Below are 523 nucleotides of genomic sequence, written 5' to 3' on the forward strand. Positions count from 1 at the left end.
GGACGAAGTACTCGAAGTGGGTCATGTCGGAGTCGCGCTGCATCTGGGTGTCGAGCGCGGCCGGCAATCGCGTGATGACGGAGACGAGTGCGCGCCAGGCGTTCTGCTGCGTCGGATCGAGCCACCGGGGGTCCTCGTTGCTCATGCGTTCTCCTCGCTCGTTCGGTCTCGCCGCCGCCCCGGGAACAGAATGCCCTCAGGGTGGGTTGTCCTTCATAATACTTGAAGCTTCAACTCCAAGGGGACGTCATGAGCACCGATTCCGCGACCACGCCCGCCCTGTTCCTCAGTCACGGCGCTCCGCCGCTCGTCGACAGCGAGCTGTGGGTCTCGCAACTGCAGCGCTGGGCGGCCGACCTGCCACGCCCCACGGCGATCCTCGTGGTCTCGGCGCACTGGGAATCCGCACCGCTGACCATCGGCTCGACCACCACGGGCACCCCGCTCGTGTACGACTTCGGGGGATTTCCGCGGCGCTTCTACGAGGTGACCTACACCAGCCCCGGGGCGCCCGATCTCGCCC

At 66.9% G+C, this 523-nt stretch carries 2 pseudogenes; one reads left to right on the forward strand and one right to left on the reverse strand.

Going from position 1 to position 523, the window contains the following annotated elements:
- A pseudogene (locus R1101_RS29005) lies at nt 1–145 on the reverse strand (MarR family transcriptional regulator); the annotation flags it as partial.
- A 104-nt stretch (nt 146–249) separates the two neighbouring features.
- On the opposite strand from R1101_RS29005, the pseudogene R1101_RS0125275 reads away from it, so the two are divergent.
- Nucleotides 250–523, forward strand: a pseudogene (locus R1101_RS0125275) (dioxygenase); the annotation flags it as partial.

The organism is Rhodococcus sp. R1101, assembly GCF_000278445.1.
In the GTDB taxonomy this organism is placed as follows: domain Bacteria; phylum Actinomycetota; class Actinomycetes; order Mycobacteriales; family Mycobacteriaceae; genus Rhodococcus; species Rhodococcus gordoniae.